This is a genomic window from Spiroplasma poulsonii, assembly GCF_009866525.1.
In the GTDB taxonomy this organism is placed as follows: domain Bacteria; phylum Bacillota_I; class Bacilli_A; order Mycoplasmatales; family Mycoplasmataceae; genus Spiroplasma; species Spiroplasma poulsonii.
The window spans coordinates 1,132,014-1,156,114 of sequence record NZ_CM020866.1; the positions used below are offsets into that span (position 1 = coordinate 1,132,014).

The window sequence follows — 24,101 nt, forward strand, 5'->3', positions numbered from 1 at the left end:
ATATTTAAAAGATTATCAAGGAGGAATTATGAAGCGTTGATCTTATCGAATTTGATATAAGGATTATCTTTGATATTATAAAGTAATAATTGCCAGTTTAGCTTTTGCATTTTTAGCTTATGGTTTTTATGCTGATATTTTCAAAGAATTTTGATATGTCAATAAAAATGCTTATCGATCTAGTTTACAAAATTATGATATATTATTAATTTTTTATTCAGTCCAGGTTAATATTATTACGATTGCTTGATTATTGTTAGCTATTTTTAACCATCATCGTGAACAAAAAAGTTGGTTCTTTTCAACAAACTTTAAGTTAAGCATTTTAAATTGAAACTTATTAATGTTCTTTATTTTTTGAATTGGAATTGTTATTGGTTATAAGAATGGTGAAGTAACTATTGCTGACTACACTAAGGCACAAATTAGTTGTACCGTTGTAACCCATTTTATTATGCCCATTTTATTTTTTGTTTATACCCTATTATCATTTGGTGATCATCGTCTTAGTTGAAAAAAAGAATTTTTAACAAAAGATTGATGAATTAGTTTAAGTTACCCTATTTTTTATTTAATAGACTTCTTGCGATACCCTTTTTTATTAAAATATTATTATAAAATATAATTTATGAGGACATAAAAATATGAACAATAATAAATTTAATACTCTTAATGATAGAGAATGGTTAAGATTAACAGGAATAAAAAAATCCACTTTTAATAAAATGTTAGATATTTTAAAAGTTGCTGAAATAGAAAAATTTAAAAAAGGTGGTAAAACTAATAAATTATCATTAGAAAATAGATTATTGATGACTTTATTATATTGACGAGAATATCAGACTTATTTTCATCTTGGTAAAAGTTTTGATATTAGTGAGGCTAATTGTTATCGTAATATTAAGTGAATTGAAGATATTTTAATTAAAAACTCTGATTTTCAACAACTTGCTGGTAAAAAAGCACTAATAAATGATTATTTTAATGATAAAACTATTATTATTGATGCTACCGAAACTCCAATCCAACGCCCAAAAAAAGACAAAAACAATCTTATTCTGGTAAAAAGAAAAAACACACGATCAAAACACAAGTAATTATCGAACAAGAAACCAAAAAAATTATTGCAACAAGTTTTTCGCTCGGAAAAAAACATGATTATGCTTTATTTAAAGAATCAAAAATCCCAATTTTAAAAAATACCAAATTAATAGTTGATAGTGGTTATCAAGGAATACAAAAAAATCACAATAATGTTCTAATACCTACAAAGAAAACAAAGAAAAACCCTTTAAACAAAGAACAAAATCAATATAATAGACTAGTTTCAAAAATGAGAATTATTATTGAAAATATTTTTGCTATTCTTAAAAAATTTAAAATTATTACAGAAAAATATCGTAATCGAAGAAAAAGATTTGGTTTAAGATTTAATTTAATTGCCTCAATTTATAATTTACAATTATTATATTTAACATAAAATATTTATTTAAAATTAAATAATTTAAATAATAAATTAATTTTTCGTTGTGGAAAAATATTAAATTTTTAAATAAAAAACATAATTAATTAAAATTATATTTTTCTATTAGTATCTTTTTTACAAATATTTGCAATTTTTTAACAAGTAATGCAAGAAGTCTAATGTATGTTTTAATTCGTGCTGCTGCTTGAAATCGTGATGGGGATACGATTTGAGCTTATCCCTATCCTTTTTTAGATATTGATAATCAAATTATTACTGGATTAACCAAAGTGCAAGCTACCTTTTTTATTATTTTTCTTTTCACAGTGGTATTTACCGCTTTCCATGTTGCCTTGCAAAGTTTCAACAATGGGATGTACCGCGTATTTAATAAATATCAAAGCCAAACCTTATGATATGAAAGAATTTATCAAAATATTAAACAAAAATGCCAAAGAAAAAACATAGACAAGAAACAAAATAGTGATAAATAACATTTTAGTTATTTATCACTATTTTCGTTTTGCATTAGTAATAAATGCTGTTATGGTTGCTAAATAGTGTGGCGGATTATAATAAATGCCCCGCACATGATCACAATTGAAAACAACCCGACTACTAATTTTTTTGCGTTCATAGCTTCGTTTGTTTTGATAAGCTTCGAGCCCCATTACATAAGGGGTTGCATGGTCTTTTTTATTTAATAGATATAAAACTGGTAATTTTGCTAACTGTTCTAAATTTTCGCCAGGATTAATTTGTTCAGGATCATAACCCCGCGTATCAATCGCATAACGCCGAATAGCATAATAATGATCATAGTAATTAACATTAATCTTTAACGTATAATAACGATATAAAGCATTTAAATTACTAATTGTTGAATCTAAAATTGCACTTTTAATTAACTTGTTTTTAACAAATGCTAATTTTAAATATTCCATAATTACAAAAGTTCCCATTGACCAGCCATGAAAGTTAAGTTCTTTTAATTTTGGGTCAATCGTTGTTTGCAAGAAATTAACAACGGCTGCTAAATCATGTTTTTCATAATATCCCATTGTTGTTATTTTTGTTGTTGATTCACTATGATTTCGTTGATCAAAAACAAGAATATTATAACCTAGGCGTAAATAGATTAAACCAAAAAAGATTGCCCGAAATTTATGTGAATTAAGGCCATGTACGACCACTACTCATTTTTTATTATTATCATTTTTTACTCATGACCGAATGCTAATCGCCTTTAAAAGAACATCTTCATAACCATGAATGTCATATTCTTGTAAATCTCATTTTTGTTCTAATTCAGCTGGGGTTAATGCCATTTCCTCAATTCGTAATCGTTTTGTTAAATCAGTAATATATTTTTTACAATATGCTTCTAAATCATTAGTTTTCTTTCATCAAGTTTGATGTGTTAATAAAATTCGTTTATCATGAAAAGCATAAAATAATTTAATATAAAGGGCATTATTACTCATATAATCTTTTAAATGTTCATCATCAACGATGCGATAACTATGGTCCGTAATTAATTCACGACCATGGGCTAAATCATATAAATCTAATTCTTCATCATGTTTTTTCGCCATAATCTTATTTCAAATCCTCTTTTGTAAAGCCATATGGTAATAAATCACCAATTGTTACAACATATGATTCTCCCTTTTTATTATAAATTTCTAGCGGAACATCATGGTCAATTAATTCTAATAAAAATTGTCGACACATTCCACATGGTGAACCTTTTTGGTTACTATCAGTATATAAAAAGAGTTTCTTAATGTCTGCTTTTCGATAACCTAAAGTATAAACTTGTGCTAAACATGTTCGTTCTGCACACAGTACCACCGAATAAGCAGCATTTTCAATATTCACACCATTTACTTCTGTTCCATCTTTTAAAACACAAATTGTACTAACATGAAAGTTGGAATATGGAGCATACGCTTTTGTACTTAATGATTTTAATTTTTCAAAATAATTTGCCATTTTTCTAACTCCTTTTAACTAATTTTTAAATATAATTTAATAACATCAACCAGTGGTGGTAACATAATTAATAGTCCAATTGCAATTGCTAAAATTGAATTAATTAAGGTTGCTGCTGCACAAATATCTTTAATTTTTTTAGCTTTAATATTATATTCAAATGATAATAAATCAACAAAGTTTTCAACCATTGTATTAATTAATTCAAACCCAATTACAATCCCAATTGTTAATAATAAGATTGCTCATTTGACATAACCAAATTCATGCGGAACCATTTTTTGTAATCAAATTCCTAAACCAATCACAACCAATGATACAATAATATGAATGATTAAACTTGACTCTTCTTTAATTGCGGTATAAATTCCACGAAAAGCATTTGAAAACTTGTTACGTAGTTTAAAAAATATCTTTTTCTTTGCTGGTGATCCTTTTGCCATTGTGTCTATCCCTTTCTGTTTCTCTTCTTATTCTATTGGAATTCGGTGAATTTGTAAATCATTTAGAACTTTTCGTTGTAAATTAAACATTGTTTCTTCTTCAGCTGGTGTTTGATGATCATAGCCTAAAATATGGAGCATTCCGTGAGTAAATAAAAAGGCAAATTCACGGCGCGCTGAATGATTATATGTTTGTGCTTGTTCTAACGCTTTTTCATAACAAATAAAAACATCTCCCAAACTACGTAATCCTGTTAATTGCAACAAATCAACACTATTTTCTTCCTCTAAAGCAAATGTAATAACATCTGCAACATAATCTTTTTGGCGATATTTTTGATTTAACGCTAATTGTTCTTTTGCATCAACAATAATCAATGATAATTCCAATGGATCAGTAATATTTGATATTGTTTTAATTTTCTGAAAAATTGCCATAAAATCAGTTTGATATGGTTTAATATCAAATTTTGTTTCATTATAAATTGCAAAATCATCTTTCATTACCATATCTTGACCCCTAACACTTTCTTGTTTTATTATAACAAATTAAATGATTATCTTCAGTAAATAATCTAATAGACTTCTTGCGATACCATTTTTTATTAAAATATTATTATAAAATATAATTTATGAGGACATAAAAATATGAACAATAATAAATTTAATACTCTTAATGATAGAGAATGGTTAAGATTAACAGGAATAAAAAAATCCACTTTTAATAAAATGTTAGATATTTTAAAAGTTGCTGAAATAGAAAAATTTAAAAAAGGTGGTAAAACTAATAAATTATCATTAGAAAATAGATTATTGATGACTTTATTATATTGACGAGAATATCAGACTTATTTTCATCTTGGTAAAAGTTTTGATATTAGTGAGGCTAATTGTTATCGTAATATTAAGTGAATTGAAGATATTTTAATTAAAAACTCTGATTTTCAACAACTTGCTGGTAAAAAAGCACTAATAAATGATTATTTTAATGATAAAACTATTATTATTGATGCTACCGAAACTCCAATCCAACGCCCAAAAAAAGACAAAAACAATCTTATTCTGGTAAAAAGAAAAAACACACGATCAAAACACAAGTAATTATCGAACAAGAAACCAAAAAAATTATTGCAACAAGTTTTTCGCTCGGAAAAAAACATGATTATGCTTTATTTAAAGAATCAAAAATCCCAATTTTAAAAAATACCAAATTAATAGTTGATAGTGGTTATCAAGGAATACAAAAAAATCACAATAATGTTCTAATACCTACAAAGAAAACAAAGAAAAACCCTTTAAACAAAGAACAAAAGCAATATAATAGACTAGTTTCAAAAATGAGAATTATTATTGAAAATATTTTTGCTATTCTTAAAAAATTTAAAATTATTACAGAAAAATATCGTAATCGAAGAAAAAGATTTGGTTTAAGATTTAATTTAATTGCCTCAATTTATAATTTACAATTATTATATTTAACATAAAATATTTATTTAAAATTAAATAATTTAAATAATAAATTAATTTTTCGTTGTGGAAAAATATTAAATTTTTAAATAAAAAACATAATTAATTAAAATTATATTTTTCTATTAGTATCTTTTTTACAAATATTTGCAATTTTTTAACAAGTAATGCAAGAAGTCTATTAAAATAATAACTTTTTTATTCATTATCAGCCCCTATTAAATTAAGTTTAGTTAAATCAATCACATTTACAAAAAATTGTTCAACAAGATGATCATGACCAGCGTAAATAATCATTTGTTCAGATTTTAAAGTAAATAATAATTTTAATAAAATCATTTTACTTTCATAATCAACATTGCTCAAAACTTCATCAATAAGATAAACATCACACGATTGTAACAATGCTAAAACTTGATAGTTACAATTCTGCTGAAAATTAATAATGTTATCATAAACACTACCAGTAAATAAAAAATCATTTTGATGAAACAATAATATTTTTGTTCGGATTGCTTCTTCACTAAGCATCGTTAAATCAAACTGACCATTAAGCATTACTTCCCCACCTGAAACTGGTCGTAATTTTGCTAAGATTTCTAACAAAGTTGTCTTCCCAGAGCCACTACGTCCTTTAATAAAACAATGATTTTGTAAAGTTAATGTTATTTTTTTAAAATAAAAGTATCATTAAGAAGATAATTTAAGTCTGTAATGGTAAAAGATTTGATTGCTGGTAAAGCTAACTGCTTTTGTTTTTGTTCTTGTTCTGGAAATAATAAACATACTGTTTGTTGAAAAGCCTTTTCTAATTTTCCTTTTTCAACAATTAACCCAGACAATTGCGTTGTAAAATCATTAATAAAACTAGTTAAGGCACTATAAAACATTAAATTACCAATTGTTAAACTTTGTTTTGTAATAAAACTAACTGCTAAATAGAAAATTAAAAAGGTAGCAAGCTGTGAAATAAAGGCTAAAATCAACCTTTGAATAATATTATTTTTTTCAAGACCATAAGTTTCTATTAAAAAAGTTGTAAGTTTTTTTGTTCATTGATAATTAAAATATCCTTCCAAATGACGACTCTTCTGAAATTTAAAACTTTTATATAACTCTAAAGTAACATTTTCAAAATTTAATCCCTGTTGATACCATCGGTGGTATCAAAACTTATTAATTTGTAAAAATAAAAATGATAGAAAAAAAATAATAACATTTTCTAATAAAACAATTGCTAAAATTAAAGCATTTAAATTAAGTAAAAAAAATAACCCCAATAATTAACATTAGAAAACTAAAAAGCAGTTGTGGAAAAGTTGTTCTTAAAAAAGTTGCTAAAATAATAACATCTGCTTATCGTTTTAGCCATTCACTAGTGCTAAACCGTTCAAATTCAATAACAGAAAGCTTTCTTAAGTTATTAACAAATATTGTTAACATTCGTTTTGTTATTTTTTGTTGAAACTGTGCAAGAATTTTTTGAAAAAAATAGCTAAAAAGAACTCGAAAACAATAAATAATTAAAAAAATTACAAAGAAAATCACTACTTCTTGATGAAAAGTTGTTGTTAACCGATCAAAATAAACTTTAATAAAACTTTTACCAAATAATATTAAAAAATTTACAACAACACTAAGAAACACAGTTCAGCATAAAAATCCCGTTTGTTCTTTTAAAAAAAGAAAAATTAAATAAAAGGTTTTTGTTTTATAAGTAAACTTTTTTCTTTTCTTAGTGAAAATAATTACTGCTTGAAATTTCATCATAAAATCATTAATTAAAACTCATTGTCCTTTCTCAGCACTAGGATCAGCAACAAAAAAGCGGTTTCCCCGACGATGATAAATAACAACATAATAGACTTCTTGCATTACTTGTTAAAAAATTGCAAATATTTGTAAAAAAGATACTAATAGAAAAATATAATTTTAATTAATTATGTTTTTTATTTAAAAATTTAATATTTTTCCACAACGAAAAATTAATTTATTATTTAAATTATTTAATTTTAAATAAATATTTTATGTTAAATATAATAATTGTAAATTATAAATTGAGGCAATTAAATTAAATCTTAAACCAAATCTTTTTCTTCGATTACGATATTTTTCTGTAATAATTTTAAATTTTTTAAGAATAGCAAAAATATTTTCAATAATAATTCTCATTTTTGAAACTAGTCTATTATATTGCTTTTGTTCTTTGTTTAAAGGGTTTTTCTTTGTTTTCTTTGTAGGTATTAGAACATTATTGTGATTTTTTTGTATTCCTTGATAACCACTATCAACTATTAATTTGGTATTTTTTAAAATTGGGATTTTTGATTCTTTAAATAAAGCATAATCATGTTTTTTTCCGAGCGAAAAACTTGTTGCAATAATTTTTTTGGTTTCTTGTTCGATAATTACTTGTGTTTTGATCGTGTGTTTTTTCTTTTTACCAGAATAAGATTGTTTTTGTCTTTTTTTGAGCGTTGGATTGGAGTTTCGGTAGCATCAATAATAATAGTTTTATCATTAAAATAATCATTTATTAGTGCTTTTTTACCAGCAAGTTGTTGAAAATCAGAGTTTTTAATTAAAATATCTTCAATTCACTTAATATTACGATAACAATTAGCCTCACTAATATCAAAACTTTTACCAAGATGAAAATAAGTCTGATATTCTCGTCAATATAATAAAATCATCAATAATCTATTTTCTAATGATAATTTATTAGTTTTACCACCTTTTTTAAATTTTTCTATTTCAGCAACTTTTAAAATATCTAACATTTTATTAAAAGTGGATTTTTTTATTCCTGTTAATCTTAACCATTCTCTATCATTAAGAGTATTAAATTTATTATTGTTCATATTTTTATGTCCTCATAAATTATATTTTATAATAATATTTTAATAAAAAAGGGTATCGCAAGAAGTCTAATAAAGAATGCAATTGGTAGATTTGCAAAATCAAAATTTTGTGATGAACCAAATAAAATATCTGATAAAATACCACCTGATAAATAATTTAATATTTTATTAAAAATATTAATAATCTGAAGTGGACCTTGTAAAAATATCCGTCACATTAAATCTAATAATGCTTTGCTGATTCCATCTCATATTGATAATAATTGCATTTATACTCTCCTTTCTATATAATTTACTAAAACTAACCAGTCGCTGATGGAGAAAGTGACAAGTTCAATCCCATAGCTGCAAATACTGCATTTACAATTGTAGGAATTGCAAATAATATAATTGTTGAAATTAAAGGTCAAAGCAATGAAGATCTTAATTCTGATCTTAATTCTGGATTATCAGAAGCCATACCCATTTTAACTATAATTATTCCTGTTTTAACAGCCATTATCAAACCACCACCGCCGAATAATAATCAAACTCCAATGTTTACTCATGGAGTAACTGAATCTATAATTCCTTGACCATTAAACCCGGTTCCTGACAATAAATTTAAAATAATCATATTTTTCTCTCCTTTCGCATAAGTATCCTATCCGAAAGTCATAAAAAAGCACACAATAAAAAGAACTTAGCGCGTAAGTTCTTCAGAATTGTAAATATGATTTTGTTTTAAGTTATTATAAATTAATTCTTTTAAATTAGCAGTGACCAAATCTATGATTTTTTCATTAGAAGTTGTAGCAATATCTACATTTTCTAACGGTGTATAACCTTGATCTGCCATTTCGTTTAATAGATTACTATTGATATTAGTATGTTTTAAATAATTTCTAATTGTTGTTTCCAAATGAGTATCTGCATGTTCTAGAATATCTTCTTTTTTTGATTTATCTCAGTTTTGTGCTGCTTCATGTAAAAATAATTCAGTAATTGCATTAATTTTTGACATTTTATTTCTCCTTTCGCATAAGCATCCTATCCGAAAGCAAACTAAAAGAACATAAAAGAAAAACAGTTTTTAACGAACTGGTTCTTCTTTAAAAACTATAATATTATGTTCAATAACTAAATCATCTCATATGTATTCTTCTAATAATGAGTTTACTATCATTGGATTATCTGTATCTCACTCAATTGCTTTTTCCAAAACATTGTATCCTTGATGATACAATTGACCAGTTAATTCAAATAATTGATAATTATATATTTCATAATCAACAAAATAATCATTTGTATATTCTTTGACATCATTATAAAATTCATCATTAGTATCCATTTTCTCCAAGATATCTTCTAAAGCCATTCCAAAATTACTAACTAAATCTTTTTGGTAATCTAATCTAATATCAAATAAATCATTTTCTTTGCTCATAATAATCTTTCTTCTCCTATCTAGTAAAATCAATAAGTTCTTGACATTCATCTAAATCTTCAAAACTATCAACCCTATTTTCTATTTTATTAATGTAATTGTCGAATTTGTCTTTGTAAATATTAGGATCTAACAAATATTCTTCAAAAAAGTAGATCTTTTTTTCGTCGTTAGTTGTAAAAATTAAATTATCTTTTTTATCAAAAATCGCAAATTCAAGATCATAACCATAATAATCATCTGCTAAATTATAATATGAAAATTCTTCATTAATTTTATGCATAAAGATTTTGTATTGTTCAAAAACCATTGCAGTATTAAATTTGGATTTTATATAACTATTTCATCTTTTCAAAACATTTTCTTTTGTTTTTTCAATAACTAGTTCATTTTTCAATGCTTTATTTGACATAATTTTCTTTTCCTATCTGGTTCTTACTGCAACATTTGTAAGTTCTTTTTTATTGGATAATTCTTTTTGTACATCTTGCTTAATTAAATTTTTAAGTTCTTCAATAGAATTAAAATTAGATAAATTGTATTCTTTTACAAAACCATTTGTAGTTACTATTTTAACTGTGTCGCTATTAGCTGGTAAAATTCATAAATCTAAAGCATCGTCATATTCCCGTAATTCATTTTTTAAATCAATAATATGAATTATATTAAAAATTTCTAACATTTTATTTTGCTTTTCAAGATTAATCATTTATTTTTTCCTCCTTTTTAGAAAGTAATAATGTGTTTTCCAGCTTTTTAGTTTTTTTCTTTAATAAAATATATCCAACTGTAATTGAAATCATACTTCCTAAAATCACTCCAATAAAAATTAATACAGAACTAATAATTAAAGTTGGCTCTGTAAAAATTAAAATTAATATAATTGGTAAATCAATTAATACTCATGGAAGTAAAACTAAAATAGCAAAAATTACATTATCAACAAAGTTTTCAACTTTCTTAAGTTTCATTTATCTTTTCTCCTTTCGCACAAACATCCTATCCGAAAGTTATAAAAAAGCACAATTTAAATTGTGCTTATACTAATGAATGTAATTAATGTTACTACAAAAATTATGCTAAATATTATTCATAATATTTTATAAATATAAAACTTTCTTTTTTCTTTCTTTGGTAAAATATCAAAGTGTTTCTTTAGTCTTCTGAATTTTAAATATTTTATTAATGAGATACATAATATTAAAAAAGAACTAGCTACAATTCCTGAAAAAATCATACTTAATATTTCCATTTTATCTCTCCTTTGATTTTCCTAAATCATTAAATAATTTCAATAGACTTCTTGCGATACCCTTTTTTATTAAAATATTATTATAAAATATAATTTATGAGGACATAAAAATATGAACAATAATAAATTTAATACTCTTAATGATAGAGAATGGTTAAGATTAACAGGGATAAAAAAATCCACTTTTAATAAAATGTTAGATATTTTAAAAGTTGCTGAAATAGAAAAATTTAAAAAAGGTGGTAAAACTAATAAATTATCATTAGAAAATAGATTATTGATGACTTTATTATATTGACGAGAATATCAGACTTATTTTCATCTTGGTAAAAGTTTTGATATTAGTGAGGCTAATTGTTATCGTAATATTAAGTGAATTGAAGATATTTTAATTAAAAACTCTGATTTTCAACAACTTGCTGGTAAAAAAGCACTAATAAATGATTATTTTAATGATAAAACTATTATTATTGATGCTACCGAAACTCCAATCCAACGCCCAAAAAAAGACAAAAACAATCTTATTCTGGTAAAAAGAAAAAACACACGATCAAAACACAAGTAATTATCGAACAAGAAACCAAAAAAATTATTGCAACAAGTTTTTCGCTCGGAAAAAAACATGATTATGCTTTATTTAAAGAATCAAAAATCCCAATTTTAAAAAATACCAAATTAATAGTTGATAGTGGTTATCAAGGAATACAAAAAAATCACAATAATGTTCTAATACCTACAAAGAAAACAAAGAAAAACCCTTTAAACAAAGAACAAAAGCAATATAATAGACTAGTTTCAAAAATGAGAATTATTATTGAAAATATTTTTGCTATTCTTAAAAAATTTAAAATTATTACAGAAAAATATCGTAATCGAAGAAAAAGATTTGGTTTAAGATTTAATTTAATTGCCTCAATTTATAATTTACAATTATTATATTTAACATAAAATATTTATTTAAAATTAAATAATTTAAATAATAGACTTCTTGCATTACTTGTTAAAAAATTGCAAATATTTGTAAAAAAGATACTAATAGAAAAATATAATTTTAATTAATTATGTTTTTTATTTAAAAATTTAATATTTTTCCACAACGAAAAATTAATTTATTATTTAAATTATTTAATTTTAAATAAATATTTTATGTTAAATATAATAATTGTAAATTATAAATTGAGGCAATTAAATTAAATCTTAAACCAAATCTTTTTCTTCGATTACGATATTTTTCTGTAATAATTTTAAATTTTTTAAGAATAGCAAAAATATTTTCAATAATAATTCTCATTTTTGAAACTAGTCTATTATATTGCTTTTGTTCTTTGTTTAAAGGGTTTTTCTTTGTTTTCTTTGTAGGTATTAGAACATTATTGTGATTTTTTTGTATTCCTTGATAACCACTATCAACTATTAATTTGGTATTTTTTAAAATTGGGATTTTTGATTCTTTAAATAAAGCATAATCATGTTTTTTTCCGAGCGAAAAACTTGTTGCAATAATTTTTTTGGTTTCTTGTTCGATAATTACTTGTGTTTTGATCGTGTGTTTTTCTTTTTACCAGAATAAGATTGTTTTTGTCTTTTTTTGAGCGTTGGATTGGAGTTTCGGTAGCATCAATAATAATAGTTTTATCATTAAAATAATCATTTATTAGTGCTTTTTTACCAACAAGTTGTTGAAAATCAGAGTTTTTAATTAAAATATCTTCAATTCACTTAATATTACGATAACAATTAGCCTCACTAATATCAAAACTTTTACCAAGATGAAAATAAGTCTGATATTCTCGTCAATATAATAAAGTCATCAATAATCTATTTTCTAATGATAATTTATTAGTTTTACAACCTTTTTTAAATTTTTCTATTTCAGCAACTTTTAAAATATCTAACATTTTATTAAAAGTGGATTTTTTTATTCCTGTTAATCTTAACCATTCTCTATCATTAAGAGTATTAAATTTATTATTGTTCATATTTTTATGTCCTCATAAATTATATTTTATAATAATATTTTAATAAAAAATGGTATCACAAGAAGTCTATTGAATTAAATCTTTGACTTTGTCTTTTTTATCTTTTAAAAATGGATATATATCTTGCATTTCTTTTGTCAAAAATGTTTTTAAATAATCCAAAATAGAATTAACTTCCCCTTTTCTAACAAAAGCATATACATCTTGATAAATTGCTTTTTTCTGAGTTTCTTCTACAGTTAGTTCTTTTTTTGAATCTTTACCTAGTCTACGAAAATTAAAGCAGTGATGAACTTTAGCCATTAAATGAAATTCATCTAAGACATAATCTGTTTTCAAATATTCAGCTAATTTTTTAATTCATTCTGCACCATCACCCATTACTATTAGTTGCTTGCCTGTTAAATCATAGTTATTATTAATAAATTCCTTTAATAATTGACGATATTCTTTCATTTTAAGATTTACATTTTTTGACATTACCATTAATAATCGTTTATTTTGTAAGAAATGTCTTTTTTTACTAGATTTTTGCCAATCAATTCCGGTATGTAAATATGCTAATCTAACCATATTTTTGTCAATTTTCTTATGCTTTTTAAAAATTTTAGTAAATGTGTCATCCAGCCCTAAGTAAACATATTTGCTATCGGCTCTTATTTTATTTGGAAGAGCCATATGTTTAAAATTTTCATTTATTTCAGCTAAATCAACACTACGAAAAATATTAGAAATAGTCATTGGTGAAATCTTTGAATCTTTATACTTATCAATAATATCTCGATAACGTTTACCAGAATCTAATTCCTTGAGAACTTTAATAGACTTCTTGCGATACCCTTTTTTATTAAAATATTATTATAAAATATAATTTATGAGGACATAAAAATATGAACAATAATAAATTTAATACTCTTAATGATAGAGAATGGTTAAGATTAACAGGAATAAAAAAATCCACTTTTAATAAAATGTTAGATATTTTAAAAGTTGCTGAAATAGAAAAATTTAAAAAAGGTGGTAAAACTAATAAACTATCATTAGAAAATAGATTATTGATGACTTTATTATATTGACGAGAATATCAGACTTATTTTCATCTTGGTAAAAGTTTTGATATTAGTGAGGCTAATTGTTATCGTAATATTAAGTGAATTGAAGATATTTTAATTAAAAACTCTGATTTTCAACAACTTGCTGGTAAAAAAGCACTAATAAATGATTATTTTAATGATAAAACTATTATTATTGATGCTACCGAAACTCCAATCCAACGCCCAAAAAAAGACAAAAACAATCTTATTCTGGTAAAAAGAAAAAACACACGATCAAAACACAAGTAATTATCGAACAAGAAACCAAAAAAATTATTGCAACAAGTTTTTCGCTCGGAAAAAAACATGATTATGCTTTATTTAAAGAATCAAAAATCCCAATTTTAAAAAATACCAAATTAATAGTTGATAGTGGTTATCAAGGAATACAAAAAAATCACAATAATGTTCTAATACCTACAAAGAAAACAAAGAAAAACCCTTTAAACAAAGAACAAAAGCAATATAATAGACTAGTTTCAAAAATGAGAATTATTATTGAAAATATTTTTGCTATTCTTAAAAAATTTAAAATTATTACAGAAAAATATCGTAATCGAAGAAAAAGATTTGGTTTAAGATTTAATTTAATTGCCTCAATTTATAATTTACAATTATTATATTTAACATAAAATATTTATTTAAAATTAAATAATTTAAATAATAAATTAATTTTTCGTTGTGGAAAAATATTAAATTTTTAAATAAAAAACATAATTAATTAAAATTATATTTTTATATTAGTATCTTTTTTACAAATATTTGCAATTTTTTAACAAGTAATGCAAGAAGTCTAATATATAAATCAAAATGAATTCGTTGATATGGTTTTCTGCCCATTTCTATATCTAGTAAAAAAACAAATCTATTTCCTCCTAGTTTGCCATTTTTATTTGTTTGGATGGGTTAAAATAAATTGGACAACAATAATGTGGAGTAAGGATTATAATTAAATTAATAAATGGAGGTGTAATTATGGCAAAGAATCATTATACCGATGAATTTAAACAACAAATTGTTAGTCTTTATAAAACAGGTAAAACAGCAAAACAATTGTCCAGTGACTATCAGGTCGGTAAATCAACAGTTTGAAAATGAATTCATGAATTCAATAATTCTGGTTCATTTAAAGCAAAAGATAATCGAAGCCCAGAAGAAAATGAACTAATTCAGCTAAGAAAAGAAATTAAACAATTACGAATGGAAAATGATATTTTAAAGCAAGCCACACTGATAATAGGCAAAAAATAGTAATTATTAAAAACAACAAAGAAAAATATGCAATTACTAATTTATGCAAAACACTAAAAGTTCCTAGATCAACGTTTTATTATCAATTGAAATCAAATAATCCTAAATCAAACTATACTATTGATAATGCTGTTATCAGTATTTTCTTAAAAAGTCGTAAAAATTATGGCACAAGAAAAATTAAAGTTATGTTAGCACAACAAAATATTTTATTATCACGAATAAAAATTAGTAAAATAATGCAAAGATATAACTTAATTTCCAATTATACAAAACTTAAATATAAACATCAAAGTAACAAAAACGCTACATACAAATATCATAATTTGTTAAATCAAGAATTTAATAATTATAAACTACATGAAGTTGTTGTCAGTGATTTAACAAAAGTTGCTATCAATAGCAAATGATATTATGTGTGCTTTCTAATTGATTTATTTAATCGTGAAGTTATTGGTTATGATGTTAGTTCTCATAAAGATGCCAAATTAGTTGAAAATACTTTTAAAAAGCTTAGTTTTTCTTTAGATAATATTAAAATATTTCATACTGATCAAGGCAGCGAATTTAATAACAATATCATTTACAATCTTTTAACTAAAAACAATGTTGCAAAATCTTATAGTAAACCAGGCTGTCCTTATGATAATGCTGTTTCTGAATCAACCTATAAAATTTTAAAAACAGAATTAATTAAAAACAGAAAATTTAAAAATATTGAACAATTTAAATTAGAATTATTTGACTATGTTAATTGATACAATAATGTACGAATTCACAGCAAATTAAATTATTTAACACCAATTGAATATAAAAATCTTTACTCTACATAAAATTTGTCCAAAAAACCCTTGCCATTCCAAAAAGAAATTAATAAAGTTATGAAAATTATTAATGAGAAAACACGACCAAGTTTGGGCTGATTATCCTCCAAAGAGGTATTTTTACAAAATATTCAGTAATTAAATTATTAATTTTAGATTTTTAACAAAAATCATTTTTTGTGGTGCTGAAATAACTACATAATTTAAAAAAAATATTTTTTTTAAAAAAATAGTTGCATTTTTTAATAAAAGATATATTATCAAATTAATAAGGGCTAATTGTCCTACTTGCATCTTTACTTTACATAAAAAACAATTTATTTTAAATAAAATTTTTATAAAAAATAATAAACTTTATCCAGTAAAAAAATTAAAATATATAACTTTATGAATACTTTTAACTAACAGAACTGTGCCTTCGTTTTTTTCTTCTAAAAATTAAAATTAAAATTCTTATTTTTCAATTTCAGAAATTTAATACAAAACAAACTTTAACTAAACATTTAGACACAACGAAAACATTCCTTCTATAAAATTATTTTTTGTAAATAAAAATAGTTAAAGCTATAGAGATCTCTATTTCTTATCTATTATTTTATTATATCATAGATTTAGCAGATATTTTTACTCTCATTCAAACTATTACCGGTCTTATTACTGTTAGTTTATAAAAAGTGAGGCTAAATTTAGAAAACTAAATTTAGCCTCACTTTATTTGTTATACGACTTTAATATTAAAACAAAGTTACTAAGGATAATAATAGTAAAAAAGTAAAAAGATTAATTAAAATTGAAAGATTGCTTTGTGATCATGGTCGTGATGATTAAGATCAACTCTCTTGCGATTACATTTCATTGAACAAACACCTAATTTAAAATATAAACGATCAACAAATTTTTTGATTAAAATAAATTTACAAATTTGACATTTTCTTTTTTTAAAAAATAAATTAACTCCCATATTAATTCCTCCTTTTATTGATTTAATACAAATTTATTATTGCATAATTATTAATTAACAATTATTTTTTTACTTTTTTAACTTCTTTTATTATACTCCTTAAAAACATTTTTATAGCATTTAACAACAAAAATATTATAAATAATTATATAATTTCATATTTTTAAATTCTGTATTGATAACTTTTTTCGTTTCAGCAGTGTTTATTGAAAAAAAGACTTTATTTTCACTTTCTTTTGTAATATTTTCTGTTTCATTTTTCTTTGTTTTAATCATCACAATAATAATCATATCGTCGCAATCATGTTTTAAAAAGAAATTATATTGATCTCAAATTGTTTCTTCAGTAATTTGATGTTGTACCATTAAATTACCAGTATGATCATAAATACTATTAAGAAAGTAATCTTTTTTACTAGCTTGTAGTAAAGTCTGATTTTCTAATGACTTTGGATATAAATCTAAACTCTCTGAAAGTTTCGATTTTTTGATAATTTTAATGTTTTGATTAGCAATATTATATTGTTTAATTAACTTTAAAATATAGTTAAACTTAACTAAGTGATGATTAATATTGCGAAAAATAAGTTTAATTAATTTATATTCACGAAAAGAAATATAATAATTTGGACCTTGTGTTTTATCATTTTCATCATTTAAAACAAAAATCATTTTTGCTCTAAGATAACTTTTAAAAATAATACTATCCGGATTTAACTTCGTTTTTTTGACAAGTTTTTTAAAGCGATAATTATCTCGTTTAATTAATTGCGCTAAGTTTTTTTGATAATTTTTCATTTGAACACGAAGGGAAATTACTCCTAATAAAATTGCAGCAAGAAATGATGAAACAGCAATAAAAACTTCTCAATAAGTTGCTAAAAATTCTCAAATATGTTCAAAAGTAATCATTACATCTCCTCATTTGTTTATATTTGTAAGGTGATAATTGATACTAATTTATCTTATCATATTTGCTAATAAAAAGATTGTAATATATCCCTTTTTAATAATTTAACATTTTAATGTTAATTATTTTTTTGCAATAGTCATTTATCAAATTGTTTTAACATTAAATGAACAAGTGGTCCAAAGGCGAAAATAAAGGCTACTGTTCCAAGATTAACATAATTTAATAAAAACTTCCCTTTTAGATCTCAACTAATTGTATTAGTTGATAATGTAATTATGATTCCGGGTAAAAAAATACAAAAATCTAAGAAAATTCGGGCATTAACAAACTTTCAGTTACTCATTTTTTGAAAATTAGTACAAATTGAGTTATAAGGACCTAAAAAATATCAGATTTTAGTCAAATAGCATCACCAACAGCATTTAATAAAAACCCAACTAAAAAAATTCACATGCGAATTGTATAAGGGCTATTTTTAATTTTATTTGCCACAGTTGGTGTTAAATATAATTCATGCAGTTGTAACATAAAGGGTTCTAAAAAGACAATAATTAAATCCATAATTAGGATTGTTCATAATAAGTTAAATTCTTTTTTAGTTTTGTTATTTGATATTTTCGATAATCACTAATTACTGCAAACGTAAATGAAAATAACATTAAAATTGCAAAGTAGATCCCTAGCACTAATCAATGGACTGTTCCGTTGGAAACAGTTGTATCTAATATTCCATCTGGATAAATCCCCTTTCATACCATTAAAACAGCATAAATCGTAAAATCAAGATGCATCACGCCAACAGCAGTTGGTAAATATAAGCTTAATCCAATTGTAAAAATATATAATCCTAATAAAAAAAGAAGATTTTAAAACCCCATCTTTTTCAGTCTATTAGGAAAAAATGTTGTTTTTTCATAGTTTTTCCCTTTCTATTAATCATTTAAATATAGCACACTTTTTCATTATTAATTAAAAAATATTTGGAAATATTTAAAACATTTAAAAAAAGAAAAACAGTTGTTTTTCTTTTTTAGATTGGAATATTTATTTTATTTGTTTCAACGTTTAGCCTTATTAGTTCGTTTGCAAAACATTAGAGGTCGAAACATTACTTTTAAAAAATTACGAAAATATTTTTTTGATGAACTAATCGTTTGATAATAATTGGGAGCATATGAAGTTTGCTGCTGGTGTTTTGCTTCTAATTGTTGTAAAAATTGTTTTTTGGTAAATTTAACCAGTTCTTTTTTTGCTGGTTGTAGCTTAGTTGTTGGTGAACCAATATTATTTTGAGAAGATAATGGTTTTTCACCTTCATTATGTTTTTTAAATGCACTTAATTCATCGGGTTCATCTTTAATTTGACTTAAAAACGTTGGTTTTTTACTTGGATCAATTCGATTTGCAACATAACTACTATGTTTTGTTGTTTTAATATAACGTTGTCTTGGTGCATTATCATAAATTTTATTATTTTTTAAAGTTGTCCTTTCTGATGAATTAGCTTGCAAATTGTCACTATTATTGTTTTTAGTTATCGTTGTTTACTTGCCTGGTGGATTTTGCATGACATAAATCCCTTTTACGGGATCATAAATAATAAGTGCTGGTTGTTGTTCCCTGTTATTTTCATCAAATAAATCAATAACGGGACGATTATCTTCCGCTTTAATAGCTAATCCATTTTGTCTTGTTAAATGTTGGTCTGTAAAACGATTAAAAGCTAATGTTTTTCCGTGCTGCTTTAAATTAGGAGCAAGTTTTGCTTTTTGCGATTGTTGGTCTTTGGTTGTTTTAAAGATATGATCATATTTACTCATCCGAAAGTTATAAATTCCCCCACGGTTTGCTTTTTTGCGGTTTCGATGTCATGTTCACGACGAGCATAATATTCTTCAATCATTTTATTTGCTGGTTCAACTTTCCCGTGGTGATTATGGCGAATTAATTTTTCCAAGGTAAAAGTATTTATTTTTTTATTAAATAATTTATCTTGCTTGTGGACTGGTTGTTGTGCTAAAGTTGTTTTTTTAAGTTCTCCTTTTGTTATGGCCATAATATTCTCCTTTTTAAAATAAATCAGTTTCTATTTTACAATTCTTGTTGAATAATACAATGAATATTACCGCCACCCAGTAATATTTCGCGGGTATTAATTGGAATTATTTTACGATCAGAGAAACATTGTTGTAGAACATCAACAGCATTTTGATCTCAAATTGGATCATCAAAGGCTGGGACAAGAATAGCACCATTAATAATGTGAAAATTTGCATAACTAGCAGGCATACGGAATCCAGCAATTTCTGTTGCAAAACGGACACTATACTCGCGATGAGCCGCTTCTGATTCACTAACATGAAGGATTGATGGTTAATGAAGTTTTGTTACTTTAATTTTTCGCCCCTTTGCATCGGTACTATTTTCTAAAACAGTTAAAGCTTCTAAACTACGTTCATATTGGGGGTCATTTTGATCATCAGTTCAACTTAAGATGACATGTCCAGGGGCAATCACATGCATTAAATTATCAACATAGCGACTAGTTTCGTCATTATATACGCCACGAGGAATTCAAATTACTTTTTCCGCATTTAAATATTGTTTTAAATATTCTTCAATTTGTGTTTTTGTTAAATGTGGATTTTGATTTGGATTTAATAAACATTCTTCTGTCGTATAAATTGTGCCATCACCATCTTGATGAATGCTCCCACCTTCTAAAACCATTGGCGCTTGATAATAGTCAACATCGCTGTTTTCACTAATGACTTTGCTAACTTGATCATCAACGGTATAATCTCATTTAAAATCAGGGGTATTAATTTCAGGAACATTTTGCATTCCTCACCCATTAAACTGAAAATTAACGACACGCCGTTCATCTTGCTTATTAATAACATAAAGCGGTCCCATGTCACGATCTCAACTATCAAAATGTTTAATTTCAACTAAAATAACATTTTCATCTAACATTGCTCGTGCTTCGGTGGAATCTTCATAATTAATGATCATTTTAACTGGCTCATATTTACTAATTGCATTGGCAATTTTAGCAAATGTTGCTCGCGCTGGTCTACTATCATCATGTCAGTTATCCTTCATGTGTGGTCACAACATTCAAGTACTACGGTGTTATGTTGATTCAATTGGCATATAAAAACCATCTTGTTTTGGGGTTGTTGTTAATAACTTACTCATTTTTTTCGAATCCTTCAATAATAAATATAACAATATTATATCAAAAATTATTTTTTTTAAAATAAGAGTTATTTTTTTTGTCCAATTCGTTGGAAACATTGTTTTAGATTATGATGTCATCAAAAATAAAGGGCATCAGTCATCACAATTACTGTTACTGGAATCATTGCCATTGCTAAACAAGCGGGGACAAAATACCAGTTACTTTGAGTATAAACTTCTAAATCATTTAGATTTAAAACCTTGTTATTAATTCATGGAATAAATAACATTATAATGTTTAATAACACTGCGCCAATGGCTGCAAAGATTAATGGGCGATTAATAATTGGTTTAAATTGTGCTTTTATTTTTCAATCAGATAAGGTAACAGTATTGACAAACATACTTGGCGCACAAGTTAAAACTAGAAAAATTGATGTTCGCCCAAAATCAGACATTTGTAATTTCATTTCCACGGTAATCATTGAATCACTACTACGTAAAAAGTCAAAAACAGTTTGATAACCATATGCTTGATAATCCTCGGCAGGGACAAAAATCATTCCAAAGTAATATGCTCCAATACAAACAGCACTTGTTAAAATGGTAATGCGTAACATTGATCCTCAAATCTTCCGAAAGAGTGAATTTTCACCTTGTAACGGTTTTACTTGCATTAAAGTATCGTCATTATCCCCCATTCCAATACAAATTGCCAAAATTGATTCAATTACCAAGTTCATTCATAAGATATCAGTTGCTTCGACAGGTGAAACATGATTAATTAAAGATAAAATAAAAATTGATAAAACATTAGCTAAGTTAACACCAATGACAAAGGTAATTGCACGACGAATTTTTTGATAAACATTACGGCCTTCATTAACTCCTTTAATAATTGTTTCAAAATTATCATCAGTTAGAATAACATCTGCTGCTTGTTTGGCAACATCAGTTCCGGTAATTCCCATTGAAACACCAATATCAGCTTTAACTAAACCGGGAGCATCATTAACCCCATCACCAGTCATTGACACTAAATATTTTTTTTGTTGCAAAATATTGACAATGCGGACTTTATGTTCGGGATTAACTCGGGCAAAAACCTTAATTTTATCAATGATCCGAATTAACTGTTTATCGCTCATTTCATTTAATTGTTCTGAAGAAATCACTTCATATTCAGAATAAGCTAAATCTAATTCTTTCGCAATTGCTAAGGCTGTTGTTGCATAATCACCAGTAATCATGACAACTTCAATCCCAGCAGCATGTGCTTTCTTAACAGCCTCAACTGCTGAGCGCCGAACAGGGTCAATCATTCCAACTGCTCCTAAAAAAATTAAATTATTTTCTAATGCTTCGGGGTCTTGTTCATCATCAAAATTAGTGTTATAAGCAAACGCTAACACTCGTAATGCTTGGGTTGATAAATCATCAGCTAATCTTAATAATTCTGCTTTATGTTCATCCGTTAGTGTTAAAATTTTATTTTCAATCATAATGCGATCACAATATTGTAATAAACTATCTAATGCTCCTTTTGTAAAAGTCGTACTGACACCATCAATGACATTTAATGTTGACATTAGTTTTCGTTCTGAATCAAACGGAACTTCATCAATCCGTTCTCATTTGTCACGCGAATCTTGTTCATCATATGCAAATAATTCAGCATAATCAACTAATGCTAATTCGGTTGGATCACCAATTCGTTCTTTATCTTCATTAACACTATCATTACATAGCACCAGTGCTTTTAAAAATAAATCTTGGTGTTGATCATGATTAACACCTTGGTATGTTTCAGCAGTAGTTATATTATTATTCATAATGACTTTTTTTACTGTCATTTTATTTTCTGTTAAAGTCCCAGTTTTATCGGTACAAATAACATTAACACTACCTAGTGTTTCCATACTAGCTAGTTTTTTGACAATAACATTTTGTTTTGCCATTCGTTTTGTGGAAAATGATAAGGTAATTGAAACAACAGCGGCCAATGATTCTGGAATAACCCCAATTGCTAAAGTAATGGCAACCATTAAATAGTTTGTTAAACCACTTTTATTGCCACTAAAATATAACGCAATGAAAATAATAATTGCAATAATAAAACTTAATCCTGCAATTCAATATGAAAATTTTGTTAGTTTTTTTTCTAAATTTGTTGGACTTTCTTCTGTTTCGTTAATAGTTGTCGCAATTTTTCCAATTTGGGTTTGTTGCCCAACTTTAATCACAACCCCAACCGCACGACCAGCCGTAATAAAAGTTGACATAAAAGCAATGTTTTTCATTTCTGCTAAAATTGTTGTTGATTCAATCGGTTTAGCTGTTTTATGAACTGGGACACTTTCACCAGTTAAAATTGCTTCATCAATAAAAACATCTGATTGTTCAATAATTTGTAATTCAGCTGGGACATATTTTCCAGCTTCTAAAATAACAATATCACCAACAGTTAACTCATGGGCGGGAATTTCTTGTTGTAGATCATTTCGAATTACAACGGCTTTTGGTTTAGAAAGCGATTTTAATGCGACCATTGATTTACGGGCTTTTACTGTTTGCACCGTTTCTAAGATTGCATCAAGAATAACGATAACTCCAATTACCGTAAAATCAACAAAATATGCTCCTTTTAATTTTCAATTATTCCCAACTAATGGAGCAATAACAGAAATAACTGCCGCCGCAATTAAAATTAATTGAATTGGCTCAATTAAAGCTTTTCCAAAAATAACATATCATGGCGTTACTTTTCCTTTTGGTAACTCATTTTTACCATATTGTTTTTGACGAACGATAACTTCGTCAGTTGTTAAACCAATTTCAAAATTAGTTTGTAAAGAAGATTCTAGGTTGTTATTGTACTGGGATATATATTCTTCCATAGTATTTAACCTTTCTGTTCATTTGCTTTAATAATTATTATACCTGAAAAATATTGATTTGACATATTAAATTTGATATTAATTATTAAT

Annotated in this window: 39 protein-coding genes and 2 pseudogenes; 13 read left to right on the forward strand and 28 right to left on the reverse strand. The window is 25.2% G+C overall.

The features are described from left to right. Nucleotides 1–28 precede the first annotated feature (28 nt). The 4 genes from MSROBK_RS06350 (at nt 29) to MSROBK_RS06360 (ending at nt 1,959) form a co-directional block, all read left to right on the forward strand. Nucleotides 29–625, forward strand: a complete 597-nt coding sequence (locus MSROBK_RS06350) for a hypothetical protein (RefSeq protein ID WP_227991147.1) — start codon at nt 29–31, stop codon at nt 623–625. Between the two features lie 19 nt (nt 626–644). After that, nucleotides 645–1,097: an IS5 family transposase gene (locus MSROBK_RS13695; protein WP_040092446.1), complete on the forward strand. Its 453-nt coding sequence runs from the start codon at nt 645–647 to the stop codon at nt 1,095–1,097. Further along, entirely contained in the window at nt 1,082–1,480 is a 399-nt protein-coding gene (locus MSROBK_RS13700) for a transposase family protein (RefSeq protein WP_416375045.1), read from the forward strand. The genes MSROBK_RS13695 and MSROBK_RS13700 overlap by 16 nt, the downstream gene beginning before the upstream one ends. Nucleotides 1,481–1,644: 164 nt before the next feature. Continuing rightward, the gene (locus tag MSROBK_RS06360) at nt 1,645–1,959 is read left to right on the forward strand and encodes a hypothetical protein (RefSeq protein ID WP_040093669.1); all 315 of its coding nucleotides are present in this window, start codon (nt 1,645–1,647) and stop codon (nt 1,957–1,959) included. Between the two features lie 18 nt (nt 1,960–1,977). Here the strand turns inward: MSROBK_RS06360 and MSROBK_RS06365 are convergent, their stop codons facing one another. From MSROBK_RS06365 to ybeY, 4 genes are read right to left on the reverse strand one after another with little or no spacing between them, the layout of a single operon-like run. Next, nucleotides 1,978–3,060: an alpha/beta hydrolase gene (locus MSROBK_RS06365; protein WP_040093670.1), complete on the reverse strand. Its 1,083-nt coding sequence runs from the start codon at nt 3,058–3,060 to the stop codon at nt 1,978–1,980. A gap of 4 nt (nt 3,061–3,064) precedes the next feature. After that, nucleotides 3,065–3,460: a cytidine deaminase gene (gene cdd / locus MSROBK_RS06370; protein WP_040093671.1), complete on the reverse strand. Its 396-nt coding sequence runs from the start codon at nt 3,458–3,460 to the stop codon at nt 3,065–3,067. A gap of 14 nt (nt 3,461–3,474) precedes the next feature. After that, on the reverse strand, nt 3,475–3,903 hold the full coding sequence (locus MSROBK_RS06375; protein WP_040093672.1) for a diacylglycerol kinase family protein: 429 nt from the start codon (nt 3,901–3,903) through the stop codon (nt 3,475–3,477). Nucleotides 3,904–3,930: 27 nt separating this feature from the next. After that, a complete protein-coding gene (gene ybeY / locus MSROBK_RS06380; RefSeq protein WP_040093790.1) occupies nt 3,931–4,407 on the reverse strand; it encodes an rRNA maturation RNase YbeY in 477 nt (158 codons plus the stop codon). A 144-nt stretch (nt 4,408–4,551) separates the two neighbouring features. Between ybeY and MSROBK_RS13705 the strand changes: the two genes are divergently transcribed. Continuing rightward, nucleotides 4,552–5,004, forward strand: coding sequence for an IS5 family transposase (locus MSROBK_RS13705; protein WP_040092446.1), 453 nt, complete (start codon nt 4,552–4,554; stop codon nt 5,002–5,004). Further along, entirely contained in the window at nt 4,989–5,387 is a 399-nt protein-coding gene (locus MSROBK_RS13710) for a transposase family protein (protein ID WP_242441474.1), read from the forward strand. Before MSROBK_RS13705 ends, MSROBK_RS13710 begins: the two co-directional genes overlap by 16 nt. A 181-nt stretch (nt 5,388–5,568) precedes the next feature. On the opposite strand, the gene MSROBK_RS11695 is transcribed toward MSROBK_RS13710, so the two are convergent. From MSROBK_RS11695 to MSROBK_RS06435, 12 genes are all read right to left on the reverse strand, one after another. Continuing rightward, nucleotides 5,569–5,976, reverse strand: coding sequence for a P-loop NTPase family protein (locus tag MSROBK_RS11695; RefSeq protein WP_242441448.1), 408 nt, complete (start codon nt 5,974–5,976; stop codon nt 5,569–5,571). Nucleotides 5,977–6,035: 59 nt separating this feature from the next. Continuing rightward, complete coding sequence (locus tag MSROBK_RS11700) at nt 6,036–6,449, reverse strand: 6TM ABC transporter family protein (protein WP_227991148.1); 414 nt, start codon at nt 6,447–6,449, stop codon at nt 6,036–6,038. A 277-nt stretch (nt 6,450–6,726) separates the two neighbouring features. Then, complete coding sequence (locus MSROBK_RS11225; RefSeq protein WP_040093673.1) at nt 6,727–7,245, reverse strand: cysteine peptidase family C39 domain-containing protein; 519 nt, start codon at nt 7,243–7,245, stop codon at nt 6,727–6,729. A gap of 150 nt (nt 7,246–7,395) precedes the next feature. Further along, nucleotides 7,396–7,794 (reverse strand): transposase family protein, encoded by a 399-nt coding sequence (locus tag MSROBK_RS13715; RefSeq protein ID WP_242441474.1) that lies wholly within the window; start codon nt 7,792–7,794, stop codon nt 7,396–7,398. After that, a complete protein-coding gene (locus MSROBK_RS13720) occupies nt 7,779–8,231 on the reverse strand; it encodes an IS5 family transposase (protein ID WP_040093674.1) in 453 nt (150 codons plus the stop codon). Before MSROBK_RS13720 ends, MSROBK_RS13715 begins: the two co-directional genes overlap by 16 nt. 26 nt (nt 8,232–8,257) lie before the next feature. Continuing rightward, nucleotides 8,258–8,500 (reverse strand): hypothetical protein, encoded by a 243-nt coding sequence (locus MSROBK_RS06405; RefSeq protein ID WP_040093675.1) that lies wholly within the window; start codon nt 8,498–8,500, stop codon nt 8,258–8,260. Between the two features lie 32 nt (nt 8,501–8,532). Then, on the reverse strand, nt 8,533–8,847 hold the full coding sequence (locus MSROBK_RS06410; RefSeq protein WP_040093676.1) for a hypothetical protein: 315 nt from the start codon (nt 8,845–8,847) through the stop codon (nt 8,533–8,535). A 66-nt stretch (nt 8,848–8,913) separates the two neighbouring features. Further along, complete coding sequence (locus MSROBK_RS06415; protein ID WP_040093677.1) at nt 8,914–9,234, reverse strand: hypothetical protein; 321 nt, start codon at nt 9,232–9,234, stop codon at nt 8,914–8,916. Nucleotides 9,235–9,303: 69 nt separating this feature from the next. Continuing rightward, complete coding sequence (locus MSROBK_RS06420; RefSeq protein ID WP_040093678.1) at nt 9,304–9,657, reverse strand: hypothetical protein; 354 nt, start codon at nt 9,655–9,657, stop codon at nt 9,304–9,306. A 16-nt stretch (nt 9,658–9,673) separates the two neighbouring features. Then, complete coding sequence (locus tag MSROBK_RS06425) at nt 9,674–10,069, reverse strand: hypothetical protein (protein ID WP_040093679.1); 396 nt, start codon at nt 10,067–10,069, stop codon at nt 9,674–9,676. Nucleotides 10,070–10,081: 12 nt separating this feature from the next. After that, nucleotides 10,082–10,366 (reverse strand): hypothetical protein, encoded by a 285-nt coding sequence (locus tag MSROBK_RS06430; protein WP_040093680.1) that lies wholly within the window; start codon nt 10,364–10,366, stop codon nt 10,082–10,084. Then, nucleotides 10,359–10,628 (reverse strand): hypothetical protein, encoded by a 270-nt coding sequence (locus MSROBK_RS06435; protein WP_040093681.1) that lies wholly within the window; start codon nt 10,626–10,628, stop codon nt 10,359–10,361. The genes MSROBK_RS06430 and MSROBK_RS06435 overlap by 8 nt, the downstream gene beginning before the upstream one ends. A 393-nt stretch (nt 10,629–11,021) precedes the next feature. On the opposite strand from MSROBK_RS06435, the gene MSROBK_RS13725 reads away from it, so the two are divergent. Continuing rightward, nucleotides 11,022–11,474 (forward strand): IS5 family transposase, encoded by a 453-nt coding sequence (locus tag MSROBK_RS13725; protein WP_040092446.1) that lies wholly within the window; start codon nt 11,022–11,024, stop codon nt 11,472–11,474. Next, on the forward strand, nt 11,459–11,857 hold the full coding sequence (locus MSROBK_RS13730; RefSeq protein ID WP_242441474.1) for a transposase family protein: 399 nt from the start codon (nt 11,459–11,461) through the stop codon (nt 11,855–11,857). Before MSROBK_RS13725 ends, MSROBK_RS13730 begins: the two co-directional genes overlap by 16 nt. 196 nt (nt 11,858–12,053) lie before the next feature. Here the strand turns inward: MSROBK_RS13730 and MSROBK_RS13735 are convergent, their stop codons facing one another. The 3 genes from MSROBK_RS13735 to MSROBK_RS06450 form a co-directional block, all read right to left on the reverse strand. After that, nucleotides 12,054–12,452, reverse strand: a complete 399-nt coding sequence (locus tag MSROBK_RS13735; RefSeq protein ID WP_242441474.1) for a transposase family protein — start codon at nt 12,450–12,452, stop codon at nt 12,054–12,056. Then, nucleotides 12,361–12,888, reverse strand: coding sequence for a transposase family protein (locus tag MSROBK_RS13740; protein ID WP_040093683.1), 528 nt, complete (start codon nt 12,886–12,888; stop codon nt 12,361–12,363). Before MSROBK_RS13740 ends, MSROBK_RS13735 begins: the two co-directional genes overlap by 92 nt. A 66-nt stretch (nt 12,889–12,954) precedes the next feature. After that, a complete protein-coding gene (locus MSROBK_RS06450) occupies nt 12,955–13,629 on the reverse strand; it encodes a UPF0236 family transposase-like protein (RefSeq protein ID WP_052443506.1) in 675 nt (224 codons plus the stop codon). A gap of 149 nt (nt 13,630–13,778) precedes the next feature. Here MSROBK_RS06450 and MSROBK_RS13745 point away from each other — a divergent pair, with 149 nt between their 5' ends. The 5 genes and pseudogenes from MSROBK_RS13745 to MSROBK_RS13755 all read left to right on the forward strand — a co-directional run. Further along, complete coding sequence (locus MSROBK_RS13745) at nt 13,779–14,231, forward strand: IS5 family transposase (protein ID WP_040092446.1); 453 nt, start codon at nt 13,779–13,781, stop codon at nt 14,229–14,231. Then, nucleotides 14,216–14,614, forward strand: coding sequence for a transposase family protein (locus MSROBK_RS13750; protein WP_242441474.1), 399 nt, complete (start codon nt 14,216–14,218; stop codon nt 14,612–14,614). Before MSROBK_RS13745 ends, MSROBK_RS13750 begins: the two co-directional genes overlap by 16 nt. A 343-nt stretch (nt 14,615–14,957) precedes the next feature. Next, on the forward strand, nt 14,958–15,233 hold the full coding sequence (locus MSROBK_RS06460; RefSeq protein ID WP_040093278.1) for an IS3 family transposase: 276 nt from the start codon (nt 14,958–14,960) through the stop codon (nt 15,231–15,233). Nucleotides 15,234–15,265: 32 nt separating this feature from the next. Beyond that, nucleotides 15,266–16,066 carry an IS3 family transposase gene (locus MSROBK_RS06465; RefSeq protein ID WP_242441487.1) on the forward strand — a complete coding sequence of 267 codons (801 nt, stop codon included), beginning with the start codon at nt 15,266–15,268 and terminating at the stop codon, nt 16,064–16,066. Nucleotides 16,067–16,093: 27 nt separating this feature from the next. Further along, a pseudogene (locus tag MSROBK_RS13755) lies at nt 16,094–16,195 on the forward strand (IS30 family transposase); the annotation flags it as partial. A 958-nt stretch (nt 16,196–17,153) separates the two neighbouring features. Here the strand turns inward: MSROBK_RS13755 and MSROBK_RS06470 are convergent. The 9 genes and pseudogenes from MSROBK_RS06470 to MSROBK_RS06505 all read right to left on the reverse strand — a co-directional run bounded on the left by MSROBK_RS06470 (nt 17,154) and on the right by MSROBK_RS06505 (nt 24,011). After that, nucleotides 17,154–17,930: a hypothetical protein gene (locus tag MSROBK_RS06470; RefSeq protein WP_040093685.1), complete on the reverse strand. Its 777-nt coding sequence runs from the start codon at nt 17,928–17,930 to the stop codon at nt 17,154–17,156. A 116-nt stretch (nt 17,931–18,046) separates the two neighbouring features. After that, a complete protein-coding gene (locus MSROBK_RS11705; RefSeq protein WP_146182482.1) occupies nt 18,047–18,274 on the reverse strand; it encodes a hypothetical protein in 228 nt (75 codons plus the stop codon). A 35-nt stretch (nt 18,275–18,309) separates the two neighbouring features. Continuing rightward, nucleotides 18,310–18,492: a hypothetical protein gene (locus tag MSROBK_RS06475; protein ID WP_040093687.1), complete on the reverse strand. Its 183-nt coding sequence runs from the start codon at nt 18,490–18,492 to the stop codon at nt 18,310–18,312. A gap of 2 nt (nt 18,493–18,494) precedes the next feature. After that, entirely contained in the window at nt 18,495–18,722 is a 228-nt protein-coding gene (locus MSROBK_RS06480) for a hypothetical protein (protein ID WP_040093688.1), read from the reverse strand. Between the two features lie 258 nt (nt 18,723–18,980). Beyond that, nucleotides 18,981–19,442, reverse strand: coding sequence for a hypothetical protein (locus tag MSROBK_RS06485; protein ID WP_040093689.1), 462 nt, complete (start codon nt 19,440–19,442; stop codon nt 18,981–18,983). Nucleotides 19,443–19,475: 33 nt separating this feature from the next. Further along, entirely contained in the window at nt 19,476–19,751 is a 276-nt protein-coding gene (locus tag MSROBK_RS06490) for a hypothetical protein (RefSeq protein WP_040093690.1), read from the reverse strand. Next, on the reverse strand, nt 19,676–19,987 hold the full coding sequence (locus MSROBK_RS06495) for a hypothetical protein (RefSeq protein WP_040093691.1): 312 nt from the start codon (nt 19,985–19,987) through the stop codon (nt 19,676–19,678). The genes MSROBK_RS06490 and MSROBK_RS06495 overlap by 76 nt, the downstream gene beginning before the upstream one ends. Nucleotides 19,988–20,022: 35 nt before the next feature. Then, nucleotides 20,023–21,132 (reverse strand): annotated as a pseudogene (gene aguA / locus MSROBK_RS06500) (agmatine deiminase). Between the two features lie 68 nt (nt 21,133–21,200). Next, complete coding sequence (locus tag MSROBK_RS06505) at nt 21,201–24,011, reverse strand: cation-translocating P-type ATPase (protein WP_040093692.1); 2,811 nt, start codon at nt 24,009–24,011, stop codon at nt 21,201–21,203. Nucleotides 24,012–24,101 lie beyond the last annotated feature (90 nt).